The following is a 20,648-nucleotide window of genomic DNA, read 5'->3' on the forward strand; positions in this document are numbered from 1 at the left end:
ATACTCATTAGATTATAATATTATTAAATTGTTATTTTACATGAGGTAAATTATGGTTAAATGTCCAAGATGTTCTTATGAAAACAATGATGATGAAAGTTATTGTTCAAATTGTAAGTATCCTCTTAATATTAATAAAAAATTCAGCGAAAATGAAAGAAAATCTCGTTGGAGTAATTTTTCAATGGGAAAAAAAGTTATTTTGGTTATTGCAATTGTAGCTTTATTAATATTGACTTTTAATTTAATTTATACATCAACAGAAGCTGATAAACCTAGTTCTGAAATTATTACAACAAATGAAAGTCCTGTAATTAAATCTTCAAATCCATATCAAGTAAGAGTTATCTACAATGGAAGTTGGTCTGGAGATGTTGGTATTGCAGATTTACCAATTTCAAGAAGTGGATATGGTAATGAATTAATTTTTATTGATGGTGCCCCATGGGACAATGTTAATGCAGTTGTTTATAAAAACGATGCAAGTGATAAAAATTTAACTATTCAGCTATTACAAGATGGCAAAGTTATTAAAGAAAATTCTACAACTAAACCTAATGGTGCAGTTAGATTATCTTTATGATTTTTTATATTTTACTTTTATTTTAAAATAATGTTCTTATTTAAAATTATTAAAAAATTATATCTAGAAAATTTTTGTAAAAATAATGAATTCTATGAAATGTTACTTAAAATTTTTATTATGTAAAATAGCTACTTTTTTAATAAAAAATTTTATTTATTAGTTAAAACATATAATATATTAAGTTTATTTTTATAATTTAAAATTTTTCAGGTGAGAATATGATATATAAATGTGAACATTGTGGCCATATTTATGATGAGGATATGGAAGGAAAAAAATTAAGTGATAACGATTCTTGTCCTGTTTGTGGAAACCCAATTGAGGATTTTGATGAAATAGATAAAGATGATTTTGTTATAGTTAATGAAGATACTAAAATCTTTAAATGTGAACATTGTGGCCATATATTTGATGAAACAATGGAACATAAAAAATTAAGTGATTATAAACATTGTCCTGTTTGCCGCAACCCTATTGAAGATTTTGATAATGTAAAATATAAACCTTCTAATAATTCTAATGTTTATAAATGTAAACATTGTGGTCATGTTTATGATGAAGAAGCTGAAGGTAAATCTTTAAATGACTTAGATTGTTGTCCAGTTTGCCAGCAGTCTTGTGATGATTTTTTTGCAATAGATGAAAATGATAATGTAAGTGATAATAGTGAACTTGCATATCCTAAATCAACTGCTCGTAAAGATGAATCTGAAAGAGCTATGGAAATGATTCATAAAATTAGTAAAACTGGTGAGACAATTGATTCAGCTATGGCAACTGAAATGCCAATGCCTAATTGGGATGATATTTTAATTTTTGGTAATCAATTAGATCCATTTCCATTAAATCTTGAAGATGAAGTTTCAACAAGGACTGTTATAGGTAAAAATGCTCAAAAACCCATGGTAATTGAAAGTCCTATTTATATTTCACATATGTCTTTTGGTGCATTATCTCGTGAGGTGAAAGTAGCTTTAGCTAAAGGAAGTGCAAATCTTAAAACAGCTATGGCTAGTGGTGAAGGTGGAGTTTTACCAGAAGAGATGGAAGCTGCTTATAAATATATTTTTGAATATGTCCCAAATAAATACTCAGTTACTGATGAAAATCTTAAAAATGCAGATGCAATTGAAATTAAAATTGGTCAAGGAACAAAACCAGGACTTGGAGGACACTTACCTGCTGAAAAGGTTACAGAAGAAATAGCTAAATTACGTGGTATGCCTGTAGGTCATGATATTCAAAGTCCATCTAAATTTAAAGAAATTAACTCCAAAGAAGACTTAAAAGCTATGGTTGATATGTTACGAGATAAATCTGAAGGTCGTCCAATTGGTGTTAAAATAGCTCCTGGAAAACTTGAAAGAGATTTAGAATTTATTTCATTTGCTGAACCTGATTTTATTACTATTGATGGAAGAGGAGGAGCTACTGCATCTAGTCCACAAGTTATTAAAGATTCAACTTCAATTCCAACAATTTATGCATTAAGTAGAACTCGTAAATTTTTAGATGAACATAACTTAGATATTGATCTTGTAATTACTGGTGGTCTTAGAATTTCATCAGATTTTGCAAAAGCATTAGCTATGGGTGCAGATGCAATAGCTATTGCTACAGCTGCTTTAATGTCAGTTGCATGTCAACAATATAAACAATGTCATATTGGGCAATGCCCTATGGGTGTTACAACTCAAGAAGAAGATTTACGTGAAAGATTTGATAGTGATAAAGCTATTAAAAGATTAGAAAATTATTTAACTGTTTCACTTAATGAACTTAAAAGTTTTGCAAAAATTACAGGCCACAGCGATGTTCATGATTTAAATGTTGATGATTTAGGGACATTTAAAGCTGAAATTTCTGATTATACGGATATTAAACACGTTTAAAAAAAGATAGGATTTGATTGGAACTTTTAATAAGTTCCATTTTCATTTCCTGAATTATTATCTACAACATAGATTGTAGGAGCTTTTCCTGATGATGTAGAATATTCTGTGTTTCCTTTAAATGTTGATGAAAAGGTAAAAACACCAGCATTTGGAATATTATAATCAAAGGTAGCTATTCCATTTGAATCTGTTGTTGAAGAACCTAATTTTTCACCATTTATATAAAATGTTACTTCTTGACCACTTACAGTTTTACCTTCACTAGTTAGTGCTGCTTTTATTTGAATTTGTGAACCTACGGAATTATCTCCATTAGTTGAAAGATGAATATCTGTAGTTTTTTTAGAAGAATCATCATCACTTACAATATATATTGTTGTATGTCCTGCTCTATTAGCTAAATAATTTGAATCTCCTTTAAATTCTGATGTAAAAGTATAAACTCCTGCATTAGGAATTTTATAGTTAAATGTAGCTTCTCCGTTTACATTAGTTTTACTAGTTCCAATAAATTGCCCATTTAATTCAAATATTACAATTTTTCCTTCTAATGGGTTTCCTTCATCAGTTAAAGTTGATTTTAAGGTTAAAGTGCTTCCAACTTTCTCATCACCTGTAATTTCAAAATTAATGTTTGTATTTTTCTTGTGTGCATTAATGGTATCTTTTTGAGATATGGATCCTGAATATTTATCATCGCCTTTAAATTCAGCGTACCAACTAGTATCTTGTGCATTTTTTAACTCGTAATTATAATTTGCATTTCCTTTTGAATCGGTTTTAACAGTAGCTATCTTTTCACCATTTACATATAGGCTTAAGTCTTTATCTGGAATTCCTGTTCCATTTTCATCAGATAAAAATGCTTCTAGTTCAACATTATTTCCATAAATTCCATTTACACTTACAGTACTTAGATTTGTAGCTATTTTTGAATCATCATTTGTTATGCTTGGTACAATTAATGCCAATCCTATAATTATTACAATTAAAATTATTATAATGGCAATTTTACTATTTCTATTCACTTTTATCACCTCAATTAAATTTAGTTCTTTTCCTAATATATTTTTTTCTAAAAGAATGTTCATATTTATTAAAACAATTTAAATGATGCCTTATACTTATTTTTAAAAATTAAATAGAAAAATATAATTATATGATAAAATAAAAACATTATTAACTTATAATTAGGAGTAAGTTATTATGGAAAAAGATGAACCTCATTTAGATAATGATGAAGATAAAGATATTCGTGATTTAATCACAGATATTGGTGAAGAAGAAACTAAAAAGATTGATAAACAATATGAAATTGATAAAGAAAAGAGAGGCCCTTTAGTAACATATAAAAAGTCTATTGGCGTATCTTTACTTTTAACTATATTAATACCTCCTTTTGGTCAATTTTATAATGGGCAAATTTTAAAAGGAATTTTGTTTATGTTAATTAGTTTTATTTTAGGCTTAATTTCAGGAATTTTTTCTTTAATATTTTGGATTTTCATGATGTATGATGCTTATAAAAATTCAAAACTTATTAATAAAAATAATGGAAATTATTTCTTTAATGAAAATATTAAAACTAAGGAGATATAATTATGGGATTTAAAGAAACATTTCAAGAATATGATGCTAAAGTCTCTTCAAAATTCTTTAAAAAAACTCCAGAAGGTAAAAAACCTCAATGGATTAAGATTGTTTTATTGTGGATTGTAATAATTGTTGTTTTAAGCATTTTATCTGTTCCAACAATAATTTCAGATGTTAATACTATAGAAAATACTTATATGGTAAATGGTGAATTATATGATTATCCATCAAATTATGAACTTTCATCTAATTATTCAACAGGACAATTTGTTTACTCTCCAGAGGGATCTTTTTGTATTTCTTACCAAGAATATACTGTTTCTCCAGAAGATATGCAAAAATCAATATATGAATCTAATGCTGAATCAGGAAAAAACCCTAGTTTAGTTAATAGAACTTATAATGGAGTATCTTATTATGGAGTAAAATATTCTGAAGGAAATTCCGTAGTTGAAAGTGGATTTTTCAATAAAGATGGTGTTACTCGCCAATATATTATTCTTGATAATCCTCCAGAAAACGATATAAATTCTTTTTTCAATAATATTCATTTTTAAGAATATTATTCTTATTTTTTTTATTAAATAAATCGGATTTAAAAATGAATCTTAAAAAAACTATTTCTTTAATTTTAATTTTAACTGTTATTTTAATTATTAGTTTATATGGATTTTATGGAATAGTTAATGATGAATCCAATTTAAAATCTAATGAATTAGGTTCTGTTGATGTAATTGGTCCAATTGGAAATACAAGTTCTAATGTTAAAATTGCATATATTGTTGGAGTTCACCCACTTGAGAGTGTTGTTCATGATGAATTAGTTGAAACTTTAAAATCAAAATCTGATTCACTAAACTATTGTTATTATATTTATAAAATTAATGTAACTGATAATCCTCAAGATTATGAAATTGGACGAATGAATGGACAATTACTTGCAAATGAATATGTTGTAAGTGATATAATAAATAAAGATTACAATCTTGTTGTTGATATTCATTCAAATCAAGGTTTAAATGGCGGTAGTTATGAGAAAACTAATTTTGTATTTTCTCCATCATTAAATGATTCTAAATCAGTTGAAATAAATGATGAAATTTTAAATTCATCTCCTCATTTAGATTATTATTTTCCTGAATCTCAAACAAGTCCTCAGTATGTAACTTTACCTATAATTGAATCTGGAACTCCTGCTATAATTTATGAAACATATATGTATGAAAGTAGAGATATTACTCATGATTATATAAATAAGTTAATTATAGCTATTGATTCACTTAAAAAGATTTAATAAATTAAAAAAAAGAAAAAGTTAAGAGCTTAATACATCATTAAGTTCTAAACCATATAAGTTAATTTCATATACATTATCACCAATTTGAAGATAATAAAAATGACTTATAACATCTGATCCTTGGTTGATTTCAATAATAGTAATATTACCTTCTTTTGTCTCATTACCAATAGATAAACCTTTATTCATATCTATATATTGATTTACAAGATCTGTAACATTACCTTCTCCTTGTGCAGTGATTGTTAAATATTTATCTTCATTTTTAAAATCAGCTTTAGGAAAACCTGCTTGATATGTTAAATTACCCTCATAATCAGCAGGAACAGTAAAATTTTGACCTTGTAATGCAATTTGTGTAACATTATCAGCAAGTTGATATGTATCATTAACTTCTATTTCTTCCCCATTTACTTTAAAATCTGGAACAGGTTCTTCTTGTAACATGAAAAAAGCTCCAGCAGCAATAATAACTACAGCTATTATAGCTATAATTGCTATTAATATTTTTTTATTCATATTTTTACCTCTTATTTATTGAATTATTTTTAGAAATTATTGAAACTTCAAAAACTATTCAATATTATAGATATTTAGAATAGGAATATTTAAGTTTATTCTTAAAAATTAGATATTTTAATGGATAAAAATAAGTTAATGATTTAATATTAAATAAAAATTAAAAAATAAGATTTTAATAAAAATAATTTTCCATATCTTCATCAAAATCTTCAATATCTTCAACAGGATTTATATCTTTTATAGCGTTTCCTGTTTTAATATCAATAGTTATAGTTCCAACAGCTGTATTATTCTCATCAATAACCTCTACAACCCAAGTATCATCAATTAAAGATGCAGATCCAATAGTTAAATCATCTTCACCTATTAATTCATTCTCAGCTATTGATTTAGCTTCACTTTCAGTAATATTTTCATCTTCACTAGAATTTCCAATATTATTAGAATTATCTCCAGTTCCTATATTCTCTGAATTAGAACCATTACCAATAATGATATCTCCTTCATTATTAAAATTATCATAATTAAATACATTTAATTCAGCTGAACTTTCACTTATATAATTATTATATTCAGCTATAACAACATTATTACTACTTATTCCTATATATTGAAAGTAAAATAAGAAAGCAAAAATATTTATATCTCCAGAACTTCCTTTATTATTTGAATAACCTACTTTTTCAAGAGTTATTTCGTTATTATCATTGGCTGCACTAACTTGATCTGGAAGTAGTGTTTGACCACCATAAAACATTCCTGCAACCATAATTAAGGTTAAAACAGGTATTGCCCATAATTTATTCATATTAATTATCTCCTAATTTATATTCTAAAAATGCTGCTACAATAAATAATACCATAGGTATTAAAAGTAATAGAATTCCACCAAAAAACAATGAAATAGCACTTATTAAATATTGTACTGCCGCAATTTCATGATATTTATCTGAAATAATAACTCCACAAAAACCAAACAAACTTGCAATTATAATAATTACTGATTGTAATGTTATTTGTGATGCAATTAATGCTGATGAAGGGGTATTAATAACTATAAAAAATAAGTAACATATTATTCCAATAGATAGTCCTAAAATTGTAGCTATAACTGCAATAATTGAAGAAGGTGAATTAAGTAATCCTTTTGAAATTGTTATCTTATCCTTTTTTGAAGATTTATTTCCACATTTTGAGCAAAATTCTCCACTTAATAATGTACCGCAACTAACACAATATTTCTCATCTTCATTAACATCGCATTTGGGGCAGCTATTATTAACAAGTTCACTACCGCAGTTAATACAAAATTTAGATTTTTCTTCATTTGATTTATTCATAATTATTTTTCCCTTAAAAATTGAAATTATTATCAATATTATATATTTAAATTGACAATACTATAAAAATATTTCTTTAATTATGAAATTGTTATTAAAAATAAAAAAAATAAAAGAAAAAGATTAAAATTAATTAATCTTTTCTTCTTAAAATAAAACCAAAACTAGATAATAATACAAGTAATGCCATAAGTATTGGATTACCAGTTTTATTTAATGTGTTTTCTGCATTTGCAATATCACTAGATACATCACCATTTTCTGGGTTAACAGGATTAGGTGTAGGTCCCGGAGTAGGTCCAGGTGTTGGGCCTGGGGTTGGTCCCGGAGTAGGTCCAGTTTTATTAACAACTTCTAAAAATGTTACAGTACTAATACCAATATCTGATTCATTGTAAGTTAAATCAGCCTTATTAGTAAAATTACCAATAAGATTAGCTTTAACAACAATAATTAAAGTAACAGACTCATCAGGCTTTAATGTACCAATAGTCCATAAACCAGTTTCAGCATCATAAGATCCTGCATTATAATCTGAACTTATATAAGTTAAACCTTCAGGTAATTTATCAAGAACAATTACATTAGTTGCAGTTCCAGTACCTTTATTAGTTATAGTAATTTTAAAGGTTACTTCTTTACCAACTTCAACTTTGGAATCTGATATTGTGTGATTAATTGTTAATTTAAAAGTTTTTGGAGTTTCATTTACAGTAACAGTTACACTAGCAGTTAATTCATCATCTGATTCATTGTAAGTTAAATTAGCAATATTAGTAAAATTACCAGTTTTATTAGTTTTTACAGTAATTTTTAAAGTAGCATTTTGGCCTGTAGCTAATGCATCAATAGTCCAAATACCAGTAGTTTCATTGTAATAACCTAAAGTTGCATTTGAAGATACAAAAATAAATCCTTCTGGTAAATTATCTAAAACAGATACATCAGTAACATTACTTAAACCATTATTAGTTACAGTAATCTCAAAAGTAATTTCAGAACCAATAATAACTTCTCTTTCTGAAACAGTTTGATCAATAGTTACATTGAAATCAGTTAAATTAACATTATTACTAGTTACATTAGTTTCATTAGTTTCATCAGATTTAACACTAACAGTATTATTAACAGGTCCAACAACAGTTCCAGTAACTTTAAAGATTAAAGTTAAAACTGCAACTTGGTTTACACTTAAAGTTCCATTTAAAGTCCATATATTACCATTTTTAATCCAGTTTCTAGTATAATCAATTAATTCCATACCTTCAGGTAATGTTTCAGTTATAGTTACATTATTTAAATCTAAACTACCTGTATTATTGACAGTAATAGTATAAGTTACATTATCACCAGTATTTGCTGAGTTTTTATCTGCTTTTTTAGTTGTAGTTGAATTAGCAACTCCAAATGCATTGAAAGTAACTGAATCGGTAGCATCATCTAAAGTAGCTTTAATAGTATAAGTATTTGCACTAGTTGGTGTATAGTTAAGATTTTGATTTTTTCTACCATCAATATTTGCAATAAAAGTTCCATCAGCTAATGTTAAAGTAGTATTAAAAGGTAAAAATCCAGTATCAGCACCATCATTATCAGTAGTGCCATTTAATACAAAGTAATAATCATAATTGAACTCACTACCAACTTCAATGTCAGTACCATTTTGTGTAGAATTTAAAATCATAACATAATAGTCATCTACATCGAAATTTGTTAATGCATTAGTTTCAAAAGGATTATTATTTCCCCACCAATTATGGTTAGCTTCAGAATAATATCTACTAGTTTCTTGATAAATAGTTGCATTTTCTATATTATTTAAAAGTATATTGTATTGCATATCAATATTACCATATTCTGAGTAAAAAGCTGATCCTGTTGATGCAGTATTATTGTCAAATAATGATTTGGTAACTGTTGATGTGCTTAATCCATTGTCAATTCTATGATAACTAAATATTGCTCCACCTTGATATGCATTATTTTGGTAGAATCTTGATCCATTGATATTTAAACTACTATTTCCACCACTTCTTCCTCTATGTTGGGAATAAATAGCCCCACCTGTACTAGTAAGGGAAGTTAAAGAATTATTAGTAAAATTTGAATCAACAATATTTAAACTACCATAATGATATGCGCTGGTCATAGAACTAATATATATTGCTCCACCTTGATAATTACCTTTGTTTCCATTAAAATTGCTAGAATTGAATAAATTCTCATAATATATATTATCAGAAAAACCACTGGTAGTAATTTCACTATAATATGCTCCACCACGACTAGCACTATTATTTGTAAAATTAGAATTACTTATAATTGATTCTCCATATACATTGTTCCCAGAATTTTGAATATTATTATTAATAGCTCCTCCTTCACTTGAAGCAGTGTTATTAATAAATTCACAATTATCAATAATTAATTTTCCATTTGCAATATTAGAATTTAATTGGAACTGGTTATAAATAGCTCCTCCACGAGCATTTGCTTTATTATTTTCAAATAATGTATTTGTTATTTTAATTGTTCCATCATTGTTTGATGAATAAATTGCACCGCCGTTAGTTGTAGCACTATTATTTACAAAAACACAATTATCAATATCAAGTAACCCTTTATTTGCTAATATAACACCACCAGAGCCAGTGATATTACCATTAATAAATGTAATATTAATTAAAGTTAAAGTTGCACCATTATTAATAGTAAATATATTTCCACTATTTTCAGCATCTATAATTACACTTTCTCTTGGGCCATTACCAATAATAGTTATATTTCTATCAAAAGTAATCCCTGTATTCTCACCCGCCCCAGTATAAGTTCCAGGGTTTAAAATGATTGTATCATATTGAGTAGCATCGTTAAATGCATCATTGATAGAATCTCCTTCATTTATAGTTATATTTCCATCAGCACTAACGCTTGATATTCCTAGACATAAAGCGAATACTGTGGATAATATCATTATCATAAAAATTTTTTTATTTTCATTCAAAACGATATTCACACCTCATAAAATATACACATAACTATATATTAATTTCATATAGTTTGCATATTATAACATTAATATTTTATATTATTTAAATTGTTTATTTATTTTAGAAAAAAATAGCTATTTTTTATTAATTAGTTTAAAAAATAATCATTATCACAATTTTAATTTTTTAATCGATATGAAAATCAAGTCACAAAGTATTTTATGTAAAAAATTAATATTATTTTTAAGGTTGATAATTATGGATAATAAGAAAATTTTTATAATAATTGTAATAGTAGCTATTTTAGCAATAGCTATTGGTTCATATTTTAGCGGTGCCTTCTCAGGTGGTTCTTCACAAGAAGGTTCAATTGAAGTTTTAGCTGGTGCTGGTTTTAGTAAAGTTGGCCCAGAATTAGTTGAAAAATTCAATGAAAAATACCCTAACATCGAAGTGAATGTTAAGTATGGTGGTAGCGGCGAATTATTTGCTACTTTAGAAACTCAAAAAGCTGGAGATGTCTTTTTACCTGCTGCTTATAAGTATATGGGTGAAGCGATGGAAAATGGTTATATGGAAAATGATACAGTAGTTAATATTACTGAAAATGTTCCTGTTATTGTTGTTCAAAAAGGAAATCCTAAAAATATTACTTCATTAGATGATCTTGCAAGAGATGATGTTGAAGTTGGTTTAGGTGAACCTGATGGACCAGCTATTGGTAAAACTTCTGAGAAACTTTTAGAGAAAAATAATGTTACTGTTACACCTATTGTAACTACTACTACAGTTAATCAACTTTTAACTTATATGATAGCTGGTGATATTGATGCTACTATTATTTGGAAAGATATGACTGTTTGGGAAGAAGGTAAAGATAAAATTGATGTTGTTGAGATTCCTGAAGAAGATAATACTCCTAGTTCTATTCCTGTTGGTGTTACTAATTTTACTAAAGATGAAGATTCTGCTCGTAAATTCCAAGAATTTTTAACTTCTGATGAAGGTAAAGAAATTTGGGAAAAATGGGGTTTTGAAATTAAATAGTGAATCTTATGCGTTCTAAATTTGAATTATTATTTATAGGAATTACATGCTTTATAACTTTGATTTTTTTCATTGTTATTGGAAGTATGTTTTTAATTCCTTCCTTTGAAGGTTTCTTAAATGCTTTAACTTCAAATCAGATGTTATTTGCTATGGGAATAACTTTATACACATCAATAATATCAGCTACTATTGTTGTTCTTTTAGCTATTCCTATGAGTTATACAATTTCTAGATTTAATTTTCCTTTTAAAAGTTTATTTAAAATTATTCTAGATTTACCTATGGCTTTTCCTGAAATTGTTATTGGTATTGCTCTTTTAATGTTTTTAGGTAATTATGGAATTGGTAGTTTATTAGATGAATATGGAATAAAACTTGTTTTTAATAGTACTGGTATTATAATAGCTCAATTTTTTGTAGCTTTACCTTTTGCAATTAAAACATTGCATTCTACATTTAATTATATTGATACAAGGTATGAATTTGTATCTAGAAGTTTAGGTTATTCTCAAAGTGATACTTTTTTTAATATAACTTTACCTTTAGCTAAAGAAGGTTTATTTGCAACAATAATTATTACATTATCTCGTTGTATTGGTACTTTTGCTGCTGTTTTATTTGTTGGTGGTGGAATTTTAATGAAAACAGAAACATTAGCTGTTTCAATGTATCTGCATTTATCTACAGGAGATATTGATATGTCTATTACTGCAGGTATTATTTTAGTTATTATCTCATTTATTACAATAGCTGTGATGGAAAAATATACCAAAGATAATTTGAAGGTTACGATATAATGTTTTTAGAAGTTAAAGATTTATCTGTTGATTTAGGAGAATTTAAACTTAAAAATATTAATTTTTCTATTGATAAAGGCGAATATTTAGTTTTAATTGGTCCAACAGGATCTGGTAAATCTGTTTTACTTGAGACAATTATTGGTTTTTATACAGAAGATAAAGGAGATATTTTATTTAAAGGTAAATCAATTAAGAATTTAGCTCCTGAAAAACGTAATATTGGAATTGTCTATCAAGATAATGTTTTATTTCCTAATATGAATGTATATGATAATATTGCATATGGACTTAAAAATAAAGGTTTTACAAATGATGAGATTAAATTAAAAATTGATGAAATTAGTAAAATTTTAAAAATTGACCATATTTTAAATAGATCTGTTGATACATTAAGTGGAGGAGAAGCTCAAAGAACAGCACTAGCTAGAGCTTTAATTGTAGAACCTGAGATTATTTTAATGGATGAACCTTTTAGTGCATTAGATGTATCTACTCAAGAAACTTTAACAAATCTTATTAAACAAATTGGTTTAAAGCTTAATACTACATTTATACATGTTACACATAATTTTAATGATATTTGGAATTTAGCTGATAAAGTTGGAGTTATGGAAAATGGAGTAATTCATCAAATTAATACAGTTTCTGAAGTTTTTTCTAAACCTGAAAATGAATTTGTAGCTAAATTTGTTGGTATAGGTAATGTTTTTGATGGTATAATAGAAAAATCTGATACAAATTGTGTTAAGGTTAAAATTTCTGATAATTTAGCTTTATATAGCTCTGATTATGAGAAATGTTCTATAGTTCATAATGGTGAAAAGGTTACAATAGCTATAAGGCCTGAGAATATTATTTTCTCTAATGAATGCTTTAAATCATCTGCAAGAAATAGATTAAAAGGAAAAGTTATTAAAACTGAAGAACTTGGCCCAATTGTAAATGTTCATACAGAAATTGATAATGTAATATTTAAAGGTATTTTAACTAGAAATTCTTATGAATCATTAGCTATTGAAAAAGGAAAAGATATATTTTTGATTTTTAAATCATTAAATGTTAAAATGATTGATTCATATACATCTTTTAAATCTTAATTTTTTATTCTTTTTCTAATTTTTTCCCATTCTTTAGTAATTAAAAGACTTTCTCCTGCATTTTCAAGCATTTTTTTAAATTTTACACCAGGAACAGTAAAATAAACTTCATCTTTATCAGTATATATTCTAGAAGATATATCTAAATTAGAAATCACTCCTTTATTTTGACCGGATAATGATTCATATAACGGTATTCTAAAAACTGAAGCACAACCTGCAGATGTTGCAGTATAAACTGGATCATAAATCGATGATTCAAAGTTAAAAAGGTAAATTAATACAGATAATTGATCAAGGTTTACTTTTAAAATAACTGATTGAGCTTCGTCATCTTCTTTAAAATGTTTAATTAAAATATATTTATTATTATTTATAATATCTTTTGGTTGATTTTCAAACATTTCACTTGCAATTTCAGGTGTTTTTTTAACTCTTTCACCAGTAGGATAATTTTCTCCTTTTCCATAAGATAAGAAGTATTCAAAACCTCCTGGAATTTGAGGATTGCCGTCATAAAAACCAGCACCACAATTAGCACCAGGACATTTTAAATTATCTTTACTAATTTTTAATGTATCATTACTATCTAAATTATCAATATCGCTTATTATGCACCGATGTTTAGGTTCTACACAGCTTGCATCATAGTCATTAGATAATATAACTGATAATATTTTATTTTCTAATTTTAAACAATTTTTGAACTCTTCTAAATCCATATATATCCTCTCTTTTAACCTAATATCAATTTAAATTACTTTATAATTTATAGCTATTAGTATATTAAATAAATTATTTATAAAATAGAATTATAATATAATAATTAGTTTTTATTAAAATTAATAGGGTTTTAATTATGTGTGATGAGACAGAATTAAAAGCTGATGAAAAGTTTTGTCCAATGTGTGGAAAAAAATATACAGGACTAACACCATATTAGGTGCAGTTCTGTAATGCTTTTTTAAATATTTTAGTAAAGTGGAGCTACAATTAAAAGAACAAATCCAGCTAAAAATGCTATTGTCATACTTAATATAATAAGATCTAAATTTTTACTATTTTCAATTTTATTAATATTTAAAATCATTGGTAATAATGGTATTATTGGAATAAAATACCTTGCAGATACTCCTAAAATTTGAGGATGGCCTACAGGAGTCCATGTTAAATATTGGATAAACATCGTTCCAAAATATACTAATATAAAAATTCCTAATGGAATTATTCTTTTTTTATTAGATAAATTTAATTTATTTGGATAAAAGATTGAAAATATTACAAAATATGTAAAAAACAATAAATTAAATATTTGTACATTTGGAATTTGGAAAAAATGTAATAAATTCAATGATATAAATAAATCAGGAATACTGTTTGCAATTTGTAAAAATGGTACAATTCCTTCTAAAGGATTATTTAACATGAATTTAACTTGTCCTGATGCACTAACATTATTTTCAATATAATATATAGCTCTTGATGATTTATCTAATTGCCCCATTGAAAAGATTAATGTATACATTATTGTAATTAAAATAGCTATTATAATACCTATTCTTGAAAGATTATAATCATTAATTGAATTAAATTTACTTTTAGGAATAAGTAATATTAAAAAGACAAGTAATATAAATGGTATTTTAATAATTCCAATTAATAAACATGATATAAAAAAGATTAATAAGTCTTTTCTTTTTACTTTCTCTTTTGATTTATACATATAGATAAAATATCCTATAGCTAAAATTCCAAAGGCATAAATAAATGCATCAATACTAATTGAAGCTGCTTGGAAAATACATATTGGCATACAAGATAAAACAAGTAATGGAACTTTATAAATAGGTGCTTTTTTAATAGCTAATGATACAATTACTCCGTAAAAGATTAAATTAGCTAATCTTCCAAGCCATACTGTCCAAATAATCCCTAAATCAAATAATTTAGCTATTAATATTCCAATGGCTTGTACAATATAACCATAAAATGGGTTTTGCGAGAAAACCGAAGACATCATTCCCTTTGAATAGTCAATTTTTTCATTATAATGATTTGTATTTGCAAATGTTTTTGCATCATCTCCATAAAAATTACTAATATAGTTAGAAATAGAATAACCTTCCCCATCAATATATTCTGGAAATATAACTCCTGTTGATGTAAGCTCTGCTCTGGCAAAATGTTCCAATTCATCATGACCACCAAGTGTAGGTGATAAAAATACAAGAAATAAACCAAATAATATTATTATAACAAATGCAATTTTATGAGTTTCACATCTATTTTTAAATGAATATGATAATACAATCATTCCAGCTATAAATAAACCAAATAAAGTTAAAAATTCAATTTTTGGATGTAAATAATCATCTACACTAAAAAAAGTAAAAGTAAAAAACAATAAACAAACTAGATAGATTAATATATACTTTTTTCGCTCACTTAAAAAACTTTGAAAAAAATTTTTCAAATTAGATGCTTTTTCATTCATAAAATAATTTTTGTATAGAACTATTATAAAATCATATGGAATATTTTCTTATTTTTTAATAAATTTATTAATGATTATAATAATATTATAAATTAAAAATGATATCCTATAATCTTATTAGAACTAATCGCAAAACTCTTTCTATTAAAATATGTAAAGATGGTTCACTTGAGGTTAGATCACCTATTAATTTTCCTAAAGTAGAAATTGATAAAATTATTGAAGCACGTAGTGATGAAATAGCTAAAAAATCTGAAATTATTAAAAAGAAAAATGATTTAAAGCGTAATTTTAAAATAGATTTTAATAGTAAAATTCTTTTAAAAGGTGAGCTATGTGAAGTTTTACCTACCTCATCTTCAATAGCTAGCTATGATGATAAAGTTAAAGTATTTTATATTCCAGAAACTGCTACCTCTTATGATATTAAAGAAATTATCATATCATTTTATAAAATAATAGCTAAAAAACACTTCATATCTAGAGTTAATTATTTTAAAGAGATTTTAGATGTTACACCTTCTAATGTTAAAGTAAATAGTGCTAAAACTCGTTGGGGAAGTTGTAGTTATAAACATTCTTTAAATTTTTCTTGGAGATTAATTATGGCTGATTTAAAAACAATTGATTATGTTATTGTTCATGAATTGTCTCATATAAAAGAGCTTAATCATTCCCAAGATTTTTGGAATATAGTTGAAAGTGTTATTCCTGATTATAAAGTTTATAGAAATAATTTAAAAGATTTAAGTGAAAAATTAAGTAATGAAGATTGGGATTAATTAATTTTTATATTTTTAAAATTAAATTTAAATACTATTAATATCAAATATATAATTATTTATTCAGTATACTGAAAACTTTCTTTAATTTATAAGATTTTTTCATTATGTTGAAAACTTTCTTTAATTTATAAGATTTTTTCAGTTATAGATGAAATTTAAAGGAGGTGTTAAATGATTAAAAGAGAACTTTATTTAAATAAAATCAATCCATATATTAATAAAGATATAATTAAGGTTATTACAGGAATTAGACGTTGCGGTAAATCAACAATATTAAAACAACTAAGTGCAGAATTTATTGATAATGGAGTTAATAAAGAAAATATTATTTTAATAAATTTTGAACTGAAAGAATATTTTAATATAGAAAACATTGATCAATTAGATAATTTAGTTAATAAATTAATTAAAAATAAAAAAGATAAAATTTATTTATTATTTGATGAGATTCAAGAAGTAAATGGTTGGGAAAAACTTATAAATTCATATCTTGCAGAAGGAAGATTTGATATTTATATTACAGGTTCTAATGCTAAATTATTATCCAGAGAATTAGCTAGCTATTTAACTGGTAGATATGTAGAAATTAAAGTTTATCCTTTTTCATATCAAGAATTTTTAGAATATACCAATTCAAAACATGACAAAAATTTATTTAATGAATATATTAAATTTGGTGGAATGCCTTTTATATTAAAATTTGATGATAATGAAAAAAATCAATATTTAACAGACCTTTATAATTCTATAATATTAAAAGATGTTGTTAAAAGAAATGAAATTAGAGATATTGATTTACTTGATAGAATAATACAATTTTTAATGAGTAATATTGGTCAATCAGTTTCTGCAAACAATATTTCTAAATATTTAAAAAAAGATAAAGTAAAAGTATCAGTTAACACAATCTATAATTATTTATCATATTTAGAAGAAGCTTGTTTTATTAATAAAGTTAAAAGAGAAGATTTAATAGGTAAAAAAATATTAAACTTCCCTGAGAAGTTTTATTTAACTGATTTAGGATTTAGACAATCAACATATGGAAATAATCATAAAGATATAGGTCAAAGCTTAGAAAACTTAGTTTTTATAGAATTACTTAGAAGAGATCATGATATTAAAATAGGTATATGTAAAAATAAAGAAATTGATTTTGTTTGCAGAAAAGGAGATGATAGAATTTACATTCAAGTTAGCTATTTATTAGCTAGTGATGAAATTATTAAGCGAGAATTTGATTCTTTAAATAAAATTCAAGATAATTATCCTAAATATGTTTTAAGTCTTGATGATTTTGATTTTTCAAAAAATGGAATAAAACATTTAAACATAGTTGATTTTTTAACAAGTGATGAAATCTAGTTGATGATTAGCTTAATTTTTACTTGATGATTAATTTTTAAAAATTCTTTAAAATACTTATTTTGTTAATTAAACTAATTTTAATAAGTTTTTTATAAATAATTTCACTTGATGATTAGCTTAATTTTTACTTTATGAAATTACTTATTTATAATATAATGGGTGCTTCGACCTTCACCTGAAGAACTAATTAAGTTCTTTTTAACTAAATTATTTAAATATGTATAAGCAGATTGTGATGAAACATTCAATAGTTCTTGTATATCTTTATTTTTAACATATTGATTTTCTTCTATAAAATGTAGAATTTTAATTTCTTTTTCATTTAACTCTAAAATATCATTGTATTTATTAGAAAATTTAGATAAATTAATAACTTCTTCTTTGACTTTATTAATTGATTGTAAAAACCCAAATGTAAAATATTCCAACCATTCTGTTAAATCATTTGTTTTATCTGCAGATCGTAAAGCATTATAATAATTTTCTCTATTTTTATTGTAAAATTCATCTAGAGTAAAGTATTTTTTAAAATCGAACCCTTTAAATGAAAGGATATATGTAGATAATGCTCTACTAGTTCTACCATTTCCATCAACAAATGGATGAATTCTAACTAATTCATAATGACTTATTCCGCTTATTAATACTGGTGAAATTTCACTAGATTTATTTAACCAATCAATAAAATTATTGATTAATGGAATGATTTTTTCTTCTTTTGGAGGAATAAAATTTAATTTTCCAGTTTTAAGATTTCCTATTATAACTTGTGTTTTTCTAAATTGTCCTGGATTTTTTAATAGGCCTTTAGTTAACTCATAATGAATTGATAATATAAAATCTTTTGAAAAATTAGGATATTCCTCTTGATAATTATCAAAATTTTTTAATACATTAAAATAATTTATAACTTCTTGCTCTGATTTGGAAATTTTTGAATTTATTAAATCATTTGAATTAAATAAACTTTCAACTTCTTTAAAATCTAAAGGATTCCCTTCGATAGAAGTAGAATTATAAGATGATTCAATAATAGCTTTATTTTTAAGTAATAAATCATATGAGGGAATTATTTTAGAATTATTAATTATTTCCCTTGCAGATTCTATTTTAATTAGATTATTAACTATTTCATTAGTATATTTAAAGTTAGGTTTATACATCAAATCACAAAAATTCAATTACTTACTTTATATTATATCTTCATTAAATATATAATTTACTTGATGATTATCTTAATTTTTACTTGATGATTAATTTTTAAAAATTCTTTAAAATGATTATTATATTAATTTAACTAATTTTAATAAGTTTTTTATAAATAATTTTACTTGATGATTAAATGATTTTTCACTTGATGATTATTATTTAGATAAATTTAATAGCTATTAATTAATATAATATATTAATTAGAAGAATTATTTTTTAAAAATAATTAGATATTATGACAAGTTCAATAGAAATTCATCCTGAATATGAAAAACTTAGTTTAGAATTAGACGAGATGAAAGATAAACTAACTAAGAAGATTTTAGAAGAACATGAATTATATTTTCATATATGTAAAAACATTGAAGCAGACTATATGATCAGATTAGGTTATATAGAATATAATATATTTGAAAGGGAAGTTGAAATTAAAATGCTTCAAAGAGAAATAGCTTTAATTCAAAAAGCTATTAATCAAGATGCAGAAGTTGATACTAAAGCTATTAAAAAGAAAATAGCTATGGAATATGATGATTATTTATTTGAACTTGATAAGAAGGCATCTGAATTTGGTGCATTAATTAGATATAGTAAAAATGACCAATTAAGTGATGATGAGAATGAAAAGCTTAAAAATATGTATAAAAAGCTAATTCTTAAGTTCCACCCAGATTTAAATAACAATCTAACAGACGAAGAAAAAGAGCTTTTCTTTAAAATACTTCATGCTTATGAAGCTGGAGATATTAATATTTTAAATTTAATTTTTGAATTGCATTATGATAATTTAAGTGAAGATATAGTTGAAGATTCAATTGAAGCTTTAAAAGAAAGAATTAAACTTTTAAAAATTAGAATTGATGTAATTCAAGGAAGTATTGATAGAATTAAATTGAAATATCCTTATATTAAAAAAGACATCTTAGAAGATGATGATCTTCTTTTAAAAACTAAAAGAGAATTAGAAGACCAGCTATTTGAGAAAAATGAGATTTTTGATGAATATGTTGATAAGTTATTAGAACTTAAAGGCGACTATTTATGAATGATAAGAATGATCTTATTGAAATTGATGAAAAATCTAAAAATATCGTTAATTTAATTCATTCTGGTGAAATTAAAAGTTCTTTTATTGAAACAATTTTTTTAACATCTGATACAGTAGCTGGAACTAGCTATATTGAAGATATTATTGAACTTGAGCCAAAACTAGCTATTGGTGATAAACTAGATTTTATAAGAGAAATGAATAATCCCTATGATGATAATGCTATTTTAGTTCGCCATAAGGGTAATAAAATTGGTTATTTTCCAATGCAAAATAATGAAATTTTATCTAATCTTATGGATGCTGGTAAATTAATATATGGAATTATAAAATCTAAAAACTTTCATGATGAATGGTTAAAAATTGATTTAGAAGTTTTTCTAGAAGAATAAAACATTTATTATATTTAAATTTAACTATTTTTGTGCATATTATAAATAAATACTTTTTAATATTTTAATAAAATCATCATCTAAAATCATTTTTACTTTTTCAAATATTTTTATTTATACTAATAAATTAATAAAAACAATTATATTATATAATGAACAAATTATCCACATGAAAAATGTTA

At 24.7% G+C, this 20,648-nt stretch carries 20 protein-coding genes; 12 read left to right on the forward strand and 8 right to left on the reverse strand.

All coding sequences use genetic code 11. The features are described 5' to 3' along the window. The first annotated feature begins 52 nt into the window (after window positions 1-52). Window positions 53-583 (forward strand): zinc ribbon domain-containing protein, encoded by a 531-nt coding sequence (locus ACA134_RS04735; protein WP_409201033.1) that lies wholly within the window; start codon window positions 53-55, stop codon window positions 581-583. A 221-nt stretch (window positions 584-804) separates the two neighbouring features. After that, entirely contained in the window at window positions 805-2,478 is a 1,674-nt protein-coding gene (locus tag ACA134_RS04740; RefSeq protein WP_409201034.1) for a glutamate synthase-related protein, read from the forward strand. Between the two features lie 26 nt (window positions 2,479-2,504). On the opposite strand, the gene ACA134_RS04745 is transcribed toward ACA134_RS04740, so the two are convergent. Further along, window positions 2,505-3,509 (reverse strand): Ig-like domain-containing protein, encoded by a 1,005-nt coding sequence (locus ACA134_RS04745; protein WP_409201035.1) that lies wholly within the window; start codon window positions 3,507-3,509, stop codon window positions 2,505-2,507. Window positions 3,510-3,687: 178 nt separating this feature from the next. On the opposite strand from ACA134_RS04745, the gene ACA134_RS04750 reads away from it, so the two are divergent. The 3 genes from ACA134_RS04750 to ACA134_RS04760 are packed head-to-tail and all read left to right on the forward strand — an operon-like array spanning window position 3,688 to window position 5,368. Continuing rightward, a complete protein-coding gene (locus tag ACA134_RS04750) occupies window positions 3,688-4,080 on the forward strand; it encodes a hypothetical protein (RefSeq protein WP_409201036.1) in 393 nt (130 codons plus the stop codon). Between the two features lie 2 nt (window positions 4,081-4,082). Then, a complete protein-coding gene (locus ACA134_RS04755; protein ID WP_409201037.1) occupies window positions 4,083-4,631 on the forward strand; it encodes a hypothetical protein in 549 nt (182 codons plus the stop codon). A gap of 44 nt (window positions 4,632-4,675) precedes the next feature. Continuing rightward, window positions 4,676-5,368, forward strand: coding sequence for a hypothetical protein (locus tag ACA134_RS04760; protein WP_409201038.1), 693 nt, complete (start codon window positions 4,676-4,678; stop codon window positions 5,366-5,368). A 21-nt stretch (window positions 5,369-5,389) separates the two neighbouring features. Here the strand turns inward: ACA134_RS04760 and ACA134_RS04765 are convergent, their stop codons facing one another. The 4 genes from ACA134_RS04765 to ACA134_RS04780 form a co-directional block, all read right to left on the reverse strand. Next, entirely contained in the window at window positions 5,390-5,890 is a 501-nt protein-coding gene (locus ACA134_RS04765) for a hypothetical protein (protein WP_409201039.1), read from the reverse strand. A 175-nt stretch (window positions 5,891-6,065) separates the two neighbouring features. Next, window positions 6,066-6,701, reverse strand: a complete 636-nt coding sequence (locus ACA134_RS04770; RefSeq protein WP_409201040.1) for a hypothetical protein — start codon at window positions 6,699-6,701, stop codon at window positions 6,066-6,068. 1 nt (window position 6,702) lies between these two features. Further along, the gene (locus ACA134_RS04775; protein ID WP_409201041.1) at window positions 6,703-7,233 is read right to left on the reverse strand and encodes a hypothetical protein; all 531 of its coding nucleotides are present in this window, start codon (window positions 7,231-7,233) and stop codon (window positions 6,703-6,705) included. Window positions 7,234-7,366: 133 nt separating this feature from the next. Continuing rightward, window positions 7,367-10,237 carry a hypothetical protein gene (locus tag ACA134_RS04780; RefSeq protein WP_409201042.1) on the reverse strand — a complete coding sequence of 957 codons (2,871 nt, stop codon included), beginning with the start codon at window positions 10,235-10,237 and terminating at the stop codon, window positions 7,367-7,369. Between the two features lie 244 nt (window positions 10,238-10,481). Between ACA134_RS04780 and modA the strand changes: the two genes are divergently transcribed. The 3 genes from modA to ACA134_RS04795 are packed head-to-tail and all read left to right on the forward strand — an operon-like array spanning window position 10,482 to window position 13,170. Then, window positions 10,482-11,270: a molybdate ABC transporter substrate-binding protein gene (gene modA / locus ACA134_RS04785; RefSeq protein WP_409201043.1), complete on the forward strand. Its 789-nt coding sequence runs from the start codon at window positions 10,482-10,484 to the stop codon at window positions 11,268-11,270. A gap of 8 nt (window positions 11,271-11,278) precedes the next feature. Next, window positions 11,279-12,070: an ABC transporter permease gene (locus ACA134_RS04790; RefSeq protein WP_409201044.1), complete on the forward strand. Its 792-nt coding sequence runs from the start codon at window positions 11,279-11,281 to the stop codon at window positions 12,068-12,070. Then, window positions 12,070-13,170: an ATP-binding cassette domain-containing protein gene (locus ACA134_RS04795; protein WP_409201045.1), complete on the forward strand. Its 1,101-nt coding sequence runs from the start codon at window positions 12,070-12,072 to the stop codon at window positions 13,168-13,170. Before ACA134_RS04790 ends, ACA134_RS04795 begins: the two co-directional genes overlap by 1 nt. Here the strand turns inward: ACA134_RS04795 and ACA134_RS04800 are convergent. Together ACA134_RS04800 and ACA134_RS04805 are read right to left on the reverse strand one after the other, a co-directional pair. Next, entirely contained in the window at window positions 13,167-13,892 is a 726-nt protein-coding gene (locus tag ACA134_RS04800; RefSeq protein WP_409201046.1) for a DUF169 domain-containing protein, read from the reverse strand. The two genes, ACA134_RS04795 and ACA134_RS04800, sit on opposite strands and share 4 nt — an antisense overlap. Before the next feature lie 251 nt (window positions 13,893-14,143). Beyond that, window positions 14,144-15,664 (reverse strand): DUF2142 domain-containing protein, encoded by a 1,521-nt coding sequence (locus ACA134_RS04805; RefSeq protein WP_409201047.1) that lies wholly within the window; start codon window positions 15,662-15,664, stop codon window positions 14,144-14,146. 98 nt (window positions 15,665-15,762) lie between these two features. Between ACA134_RS04805 and ACA134_RS04810 the strand changes: the two genes are divergently transcribed. Beyond that, window positions 15,763-16,446: a M48 family metallopeptidase gene (locus tag ACA134_RS04810; RefSeq protein WP_409199291.1), complete on the forward strand. Its 684-nt coding sequence runs from the start codon at window positions 15,763-15,765 to the stop codon at window positions 16,444-16,446. 174 nt (window positions 16,447-16,620) lie between these two features. After that, window positions 16,621-17,814, forward strand: a complete 1,194-nt coding sequence (locus tag ACA134_RS04815) for an ATP-binding protein (RefSeq protein WP_409199292.1) — start codon at window positions 16,621-16,623, stop codon at window positions 17,812-17,814. A 140-nt stretch (window positions 17,815-17,954) separates the two neighbouring features. Here the strand turns inward: ACA134_RS04815 and ACA134_RS04820 are convergent, their stop codons facing one another. Further along, window positions 17,955-18,980, reverse strand: coding sequence for a Fic family protein (locus ACA134_RS04820; RefSeq protein ID WP_409199293.1), 1,026 nt, complete (start codon window positions 18,978-18,980; stop codon window positions 17,955-17,957). Window positions 18,981-19,261: 281 nt separating this feature from the next. Between ACA134_RS04820 and ACA134_RS04825 the strand changes: the two genes are divergently transcribed. After that, a complete protein-coding gene (locus ACA134_RS04825; protein WP_409199294.1) occupies window positions 19,262-20,071 on the forward strand; it encodes a hypothetical protein in 810 nt (269 codons plus the stop codon). Beyond that, window positions 20,068-20,466: an HIRAN domain-containing protein gene (locus ACA134_RS04830; protein ID WP_409199295.1), complete on the forward strand. Its 399-nt coding sequence runs from the start codon at window positions 20,068-20,070 to the stop codon at window positions 20,464-20,466. The genes ACA134_RS04825 and ACA134_RS04830 overlap by 4 nt, the downstream gene beginning before the upstream one ends. Window positions 20,467-20,648 lie beyond the last annotated feature (182 nt).

It is taken from the genome of Methanobrevibacter sp. DSM 116169, assembly GCF_046197865.1.
Lineage (GTDB): Archaea > Methanobacteriota > Methanobacteria > Methanobacteriales > Methanobacteriaceae > JAHKLT01.